We start from the raw sequence: 6,961 nt of genomic DNA, 5'->3' as shown, positions 1-6,961 counted from the left end.
ACAAGTTTATCTTCGGGCGTGTTGTCCCAATAGGAAATTACGTCAGCCAATCAAACTCATCATAACAAAAAATAGAGAGTAAAGATTATTGAAAATCTCTACTCTTATATAGTACGAATTGGAATTTGTAAACTTCGCGTTATACTTATTAGCCGCGGATTCTTCATTTATTTCTTTAATATCCCACAATAACATTATCAGTATGTTTCCGTAAGACAGCTATACCAAAGGTTTGTCCAGCCGGCTGCACCTTCGTGATAGTAAATAGTCGGGAGTGGTGGATTGAGCACATAATTAGCAGTTTGCGGTGCATCTCCTTCAAAGTAAATAGATTGCAAATTGGGACAATCATCAAATGCACAGTTCCTAAGAAGCGTTACACTGGCAGCAATCGTAACAGTTTTCAAGCTGGTACACCCCTGAAACGCATTGTCTTGAATTTCGGTTACACCGTCTGGAATGATAACCGAAGTTAATGTGGTGCAGCCCTGAAAGGCTCCGGTTTCCTTGAATGTATTTCCGATAGCGATCACTTTTTTCCCATCAATTTTCGCCGGTATTTTGACATCTCCGCCTTCGCCTGTGTATTTGGTGATGGTTACCGTATTATCACTGTTAACCGCGAACTGATACTCGCCAGGCGCTGTATCCATTGATTTACTGCTATCTGCTGGTGTGTCTGTCACCGTTTCCGGAACTGTTGGCAAGGCAGGAAGAGGTGAGTTTTCACTATTATCATCTATATTTACTGCCTGATTGTTGTTGCAAGCAGCAAGTGTCACACATAAAGCTATAGAAAAAATAAGGCTTAATATTTTTTTCATTTAACAAGTTCTCCTTTTCCACGCAGAAGGTTATATAAATAATATATACTACAAATTCTTATTTGTCGTTATCATACCGCATTAATAACAGCGTTTCCCACCATCCTTAGCCAAATATCCGCTGAACAACAATCGGGATGTAGATATGGAATGATTTTATAGAATCGTTCCATATCTACAATAAAATTATTTCTCAATTTGCTGTAACATCTTAAATACGGCCTCCGATGTCGCGCCTTTGACGTTGATTTCCACCAGGATATTCCCATACAGCACACCAAAGCGCATACGGGGATCGGATATATCGCCCGCGTCCGACACCTCATCGGCTCGCGCCTGAACAGCTTCCAGCGTTAACTCCTCGCTGGAGAAGATGGGATCAGTCACGATCTCCCGCAGTTCATCGGGCACAGAATCGGCGCGGGGAATAGGATAGAAGGAGAGATCGTAATTCCGCGTGTCGGCAACAGACGTGATCCGTACTTTGTCATCTTCTCCCAGAGTAGAAATGCGCCAATGGACCTCGCTCATACCCTTTGTCCACAGGGCGCTGAGGCTATTCCTCTCCTGATTGATAGAACGCACGGTGGACTCGAAAGCAAAGCCGGATGGTAGGTCCTCAGGCAGATACTTACCGAAATCAGGGTCTTCATATGCTTCGGTAAGCTCAATGGCTTTGCTTGGTGATTCAAAGGCAGATGCGTCCATCAAGGTTATAAGTTGTTTATCAGCTTGCGCATAACGTTCAAGGCTTTTTTCTTGGTCAACCTTACCTCCGGTTATCACAGCATCCGCTTCTGCCTCCATGGCAGTACCAACGCCGTTTTCCAGATAGACCAGCTTACGTACATGGGGCATCTTAAAATGTGCATTGGTCGGCAAAACTAAATCATCTATATGGACTTCACCATCTGTTTTGGTTACATTTTGCATTTGCTCGATTTCTGCCGTATTAAAGTGAGCCGCTCCGAAATAGAAGATACTGAACCTGTTTTGAAATTCCATCGTATCTTTGTTAAAGTAATAATAATCTGTCCGGTACGCGATGATTTCGTCCGTAGCGTCGTCCACTAAAACGCCTTGAGTTGTCGTATAATCCCCTCTGGGAAGAACGGGGTCGATAATGGATATGTGCAGGGATGATTCTATATCCTCCTCAGTAAAATGCGCTTGTTCGTCCCAATGGGAATCAATATTAAAATCTTGAAAATCTTTTTTCATGAGCCTTAACTTTTGCTTAAAGATGAATCCTTCCGGCACTTTTGCTTTATATTCCTGCCTGGTAATTTGCGATATATCTATGTCATGATATACCGCGCCGCTTTGTCTTTTGTTATCAGGTTTAGTAATAGCGGGACCGGTCGCTCCTAGTTGATGGGAAGAGTCGGTTATCGGCGTTACATTGTCTGGAAGCAGCCGCGGCACCGTCAACATGCCCAATAAAATCACGGCGAGACAGGTAAAGGCTGCAGCATATCGCCTAACCATAGTTGAACGGCGTGCAGGCCTGGTATTGGTGGCATATGATGTAAACCTGCGATGCAGGGTATCCGAAACCGATATATTATCCATATAATCGTTATATGCTTTCATAGTCGTCCTCCTTCAAGGCAGATTTGAGCTTTTGCCGAGCGCGGGTGAGTAGACTCCGAACGGTACTCTCCTTTTGCCCAGTCAGACTTGAGATGTCTTTCACGGAATAACCCTCGTAATAAAACAGGTGGATAACAGCACGGTATTTAGACGGTAAGGCCAGAACGCACTCCAGTAGCTCATGCTGTTTCGGCTCCTCGGCAGGATAGAAATCCAAAAGCGGCTCCATACGCTTCCTCCATGGAGAGCGGAGGCGGCTGTTGCAGAGGTTCACCGTTACTCTGGTGAGCCACGCCTTTTCATGTTCCACTGTTTCAAACGCAGGTGCTTTCTCATAGGCGCGAAAAAACACTTCCTGAACCACGTCCTCTGCGTCGGATACGTTCCCCATAACGGCGAGTGCGATGCGATAGAGCTTATTCTCATGCCTTGTCACAAACGCCTCGAAGTCCTCCAGCCGGCCGGACTTATATGACATGCACTCCACCTCCTTCACCCTATATACGCTTTAGACGGCAAAAAGGCTGCAAAGTATCTTAAAAAAATACCCTATTGGATTGGCTGAATCAAATGACTTGAACATCTTTATACAGGTATCAACTGGTCTATCCTTAGAAATAAGCAGGCCAAATCCCTTTGATTAGATTTAGCCTGCTCGATAAATTGTAATTTACTGCCGCTTTGTATTTATCAGCGCATTTTCTTCTATTGGGTGTTACCTTCTTTATCTATAAGGCATCATGATTCTTTTCGCTCAGTACCGTTATCAAGCGATCCTGAGTTAGCAATTTCATTTAACTGATTACGCTGGCATTAAATTTCCCAGTCTTTTCGCCTACGGCATTCCATCATCTATAAACATAGCGTTCAGGTTTTCCTTGTTGAAAAGAACCGTTCAAACCAAGCCGTAAATTTTGCCTTTCTTTATTTGAAGGGAAACATCATTTGAGAAAATGACAGTTCTCCGAATACCCGTAAGGTAAAGACCTCTTTGTATGGCTCATTCAGATTATGAAGCAGAACGTGTAATCGACTTGCCGTTTCTTTATTAAAATAATCTCTTTCTAAGTCTGATGTTATATCCGGGAAATCCGCATCTATATCTGGAGCCATCCGTTTTTGTTTTTTAGAAAGCGAGAAGTAAGTATTTTTAGCAATCTGGCAAAGCCAGACATATAATTTGCAGCTTCCTTTAAACTGGTCTATATTCCGCATTGCTTTGAAAAAAGTTTCCTGGGCAACTTCTTCCGCAATGGCCTCGTTTCGGCATAGAGTCAGCACATATTTATATACATCGGAAAAGTGCTCCGTATATATTTCTCCGAAATCTGTCACTTTCTCACCTCCTGTCCATAAGACTTCGTTATTATGAAATCGTTTCAAAAATTTTTATCTTTTTCATCTTGCATTTCGGGATAGCTTCAATATAAAAATAAAAGCACATATAAAAAGGGAAGCGTAGTCGAGCTTTTATCTGCCATAAGCTCCCCTTTTTATACAGGCTTCTTGTTTCAAGATAAAGAAAGCTGACGGTAGTTGACGCCTGCTTACAAGATAGCATGGTCTGCTGCAAGGATGTAAGCAGACGGGACAGAACATCCCTGCATTAACTGTCATCTGGAATTGTTTACTCGATAGCTATATATTTTGAATATTGCTCTTGAGAAGTGTCCGAAAGTTTCACATAAATTACATTTGGGTCTGATTCGCTATAATAAATTTCACTACCCGCTGATAAAGTATTTGATACAAAATTCTCTCGTACCATTGGCTCGTTTTGTGGAACAACCTTTTCAACTGTTCCGATGTAAACCGCTTCGTCTGGTAAGATACTGATAACATCGGCAGTTCCACCGTATAAAGCATCTTGCACATAAATCATCGGCCTATAATCGGATAATTCATTCTTGGCTGTGCCTTTTTCAGAAAAGCAAGCTGAAATCATAAGAACCATACTTACACCTATAAGAAACAAAGCTATTTTTTTCATATTAACTCCTCCCACAAATGTCATTCCCAATTATCAACATTGGCTCATAAAAGCAGTGGAATCAGTTGTCTGCAAGGGCAGGATATGATTTTACTTTCGCAAGCTCTACGGTAAAAGCATCTTCTTTGTCCTGCTTAACTCGAAGTGTTACAACGGCCCGGACTTCTCTTTTATCGTCATAGGCTGTAATCGTCAGCTCTGTAACTGAATTGTCAGGGACCCAATAAATCGTATTTGATCCCAGTGACGGTTCCTTGAAGTCTGCTATCAGATAAGCGACTTCTTCATTTCCCTCTGAGCTATCCAGGCGGCCTCATCCTGCTCATTGGTTTTTGCCTGCAAACGTATAAAACTAAATTTCTTCAAAAAATCAAGGGTAAACGCATAGGCCATTTTTTTATTCCCTGGCGGCACCGGCATTAATGTCATCTCCACTTGATTACCTTCTTGTAGTATCACAGGAACAGGTTCATCATTTCCCATCGCATATGTTGTTATGGTCAGTCCGGCCAGCGCAATATCGGTCCCGCCATGATCGTTCGGTATGAGGATGGGTAAAAGACTCAGGCCAAATGCTACAACCAATATTATTGCACAGGCTGCTATTACAGGCTTCCTGCGCTGAATAAGAAACCTCTTATTTTTCTTCTCAATATGTCCCGGCAGCAGTTTCTGGCCGTAACAATGAACCATGCCTTCTCATGTTCACGATCACGGAATGTAACAATAGACCTTATGTATTTTAAGAATACGGTTTGAACGGCATCCTCTGTATCAGCATGGTTTTTCAGGTGCATATAGCATATTCGATACACCATATCCATATTGCGCTCATACAGCTCGGACAACTCTTTATCCGTACGCAATAAAGAATTGTTTTCCAATGGCTCACCCCTTTCAATCAGTAACACGATTGAGAAAGCTAAAAAGTCTTATTTTATAAAAAAATCTTTATAAAAATCATCCGACAGACTGTTTTCCTATTTTAGATGATGCGAAATAAATAAGCAAGTATGTCAGAATCCACAGCAGAAGGGCTGAAAAGACTCGAGAAAGGAGCTTCCGACAGCTTTGCTTGTACTCTGTCTGCTTTAGAAGGAGCATATCAGGTTGTTTCAAAACCGTTGTTTTTTTAAACGACGAAGACGATTTTTATTTAGTCTGTATGGTTCTATTTAGATAGTCAGTTACATCAAGGTCAATTGTCGCCTGTCTTTTGTTTCTCGGGAATCTGCCTTTTATAGCGTTTTGCCAATAAGCCAATAATGAAACACAAGGTAAAGGTTAACATCATGAATTCCATCGTTCAGGCTCAAATCATCTTCAATAAAAAGTATTTTGTTCGTTAATTTTCTCTCCCATCTACCATAAATAAGAGCTGTGCATCAATGCCACACAGCCTTTATTTAATCCTTAAACTCCTGTCGTTATTCCTTGTAAAGCAGTTCTACGTGCAACTTAGCCAAAAAATCTGTTGCTGTCCATTTTTGACTCCTCCTTTGCTTTTAAAAAATATAGGCCGTATATCAAAATTGGGAATACAGCCTTCAAGTTGCCGGTAAAAATATATGTCCATAATGAATTTATGAAAGAAATAAGAAAATACGCCCTCCTGTTTTTTTGTTATAACCAGGGGGCGCTACTTTTTATTAGTTTTGTTTGTACGAGTGTTCATGTCTCTCCAGATTGCCGAAAGAGGGAGCATTATAGTTAGTCCAAAAAATATGCCATGATCAATATCGTCTTTAATTATGTATTTAGAGTTGATTTTACGAATAACAGTAATAAATAGCAAAAGCTAACCATACACATACTTCAATTAAGAAAGCTAAATTTTTTTATATCAGTTTCACATAGTCCTGAGCGCCATAGAAAAAGCGGTAAATGATAACCACTCTAACCGGCTCATCAACCTTATAAACTAACACATAGTTTTTGATAGCCGCTTTGCGGTAGGCTTCTTTTTCCAAGTGAGCATCATGACACCGTTCATACATAAGCGGATTGCTTTTCAAATAGCCATAGCATTTTTCCACTTCGTTGAGGAAATTTGTAGCTGCCATAGGGTTCGCGAGCTGGACGGCAATGTATGAGACGATATTGTCCAAATCCTTATGGGCAATCTCCGATACAACCAGCTTATACATTGTATTTTTCTCTTATGCTTTTCAAAGAAGCATCTCCATCAAACACCTTTCCCTCGGCTATTTGCATCTCGGCCGCAGCAAGTTTGTTATATACATCCAACATAAACAATTTTTCCTCGTACATTTTTACGCTCATGATAACCATATCGCCATAGCCGTTTTTGGTAATATATATCGGCTCAGTTGCCTCCTGACACATTTGAGAGATTTCACTAGTATTTTTTAAGTCTCGAATCGGGATAATTTTTGGCATAACCGTCAGCTCCTTTCTGTGGTATTATTATACCACAATTATACCTTAGTATCAAAAATATAACTTAGTATAACTCAATTTATTTGGTTTTCTTCATAGTTAATTTTTTTATCTTAAAAAAATTCTAATTTGGTTGTATATAAAAATCGTTTTC

The 6,961-nt window shown here is 40.7% G+C and carries 9 protein-coding genes; all 9 read right to left on the bottom strand.

Features of this window, described 5'->3' with window-relative positions:
* Positions 1–197 precede the first annotated feature (197 nt).
* A complete protein-coding gene (locus tag OXPF_RS02750) occupies positions 198–824 on the bottom strand; it encodes a leucine-rich repeat domain-containing protein (RefSeq protein ID WP_054873675.1) in 627 nt (208 codons plus the stop codon).
* Between the two features lie 186 nt (positions 825–1,010).
* Positions 1,011–2,417: a hypothetical protein gene (locus OXPF_RS22280; RefSeq protein WP_054873674.1), complete on the bottom strand. Its 1,407-nt coding sequence runs from the start codon at positions 2,415–2,417 to the stop codon at positions 1,011–1,013.
* Positions 2,404–2,895: an RNA polymerase sigma factor gene (locus tag OXPF_RS02740; protein ID WP_054873673.1), complete on the bottom strand. Its 492-nt coding sequence runs from the start codon at positions 2,893–2,895 to the stop codon at positions 2,404–2,406. The genes OXPF_RS22280 and OXPF_RS02740 overlap by 14 nt, the downstream gene beginning before the upstream one ends.
* A 446-nt stretch (positions 2,896–3,341) precedes the next feature.
* Positions 3,342–3,752: an RNA polymerase sigma factor gene (locus OXPF_RS02735; protein WP_083479663.1), complete on the bottom strand. Its 411-nt coding sequence runs from the start codon at positions 3,750–3,752 to the stop codon at positions 3,342–3,344.
* Between the two features lie 292 nt (positions 3,753–4,044).
* A complete protein-coding gene (locus tag OXPF_RS02730; protein WP_054873672.1) occupies positions 4,045–4,407 on the bottom strand; it encodes a hypothetical protein in 363 nt (120 codons plus the stop codon).
* Between the two features lie 267 nt (positions 4,408–4,674).
* Positions 4,675–4,992, bottom strand: a complete 318-nt coding sequence (locus OXPF_RS02725) for a hypothetical protein (RefSeq protein ID WP_054873671.1) — start codon at positions 4,990–4,992, stop codon at positions 4,675–4,677.
* 20 nt (positions 4,993–5,012) lie between these two features.
* Positions 5,013–5,291: an RNA polymerase sigma factor gene (locus OXPF_RS02720; RefSeq protein ID WP_054873670.1), complete on the bottom strand. Its 279-nt coding sequence runs from the start codon at positions 5,289–5,291 to the stop codon at positions 5,013–5,015.
* A 954-nt stretch (positions 5,292–6,245) separates the two neighbouring features.
* Positions 6,246–6,554, bottom strand: coding sequence for a type II toxin-antitoxin system RelE/ParE family toxin (locus OXPF_RS02715; RefSeq protein WP_054873669.1), 309 nt, complete (start codon positions 6,552–6,554; stop codon positions 6,246–6,248).
* Entirely contained in the window at positions 6,547–6,807 is a 261-nt protein-coding gene (locus OXPF_RS02710; protein WP_054873668.1) for a type II toxin-antitoxin system prevent-host-death family antitoxin, read from the bottom strand. The genes OXPF_RS02715 and OXPF_RS02710 overlap by 8 nt, the downstream gene beginning before the upstream one ends.
* Positions 6,808–6,961 lie beyond the last annotated feature (154 nt).

Origin of the sequence: Oxobacter pfennigii, from assembly GCF_001317355.1 — a bacterium.
Classification (GTDB): domain Bacteria; phylum Bacillota; class Clostridia; order Clostridiales; family Oxobacteraceae; genus Oxobacter; species Oxobacter pfennigii.
Note: the sequence above shows the minus strand (reverse complement) of the source record. Positions and strands in the feature narration are given on the sequence as shown.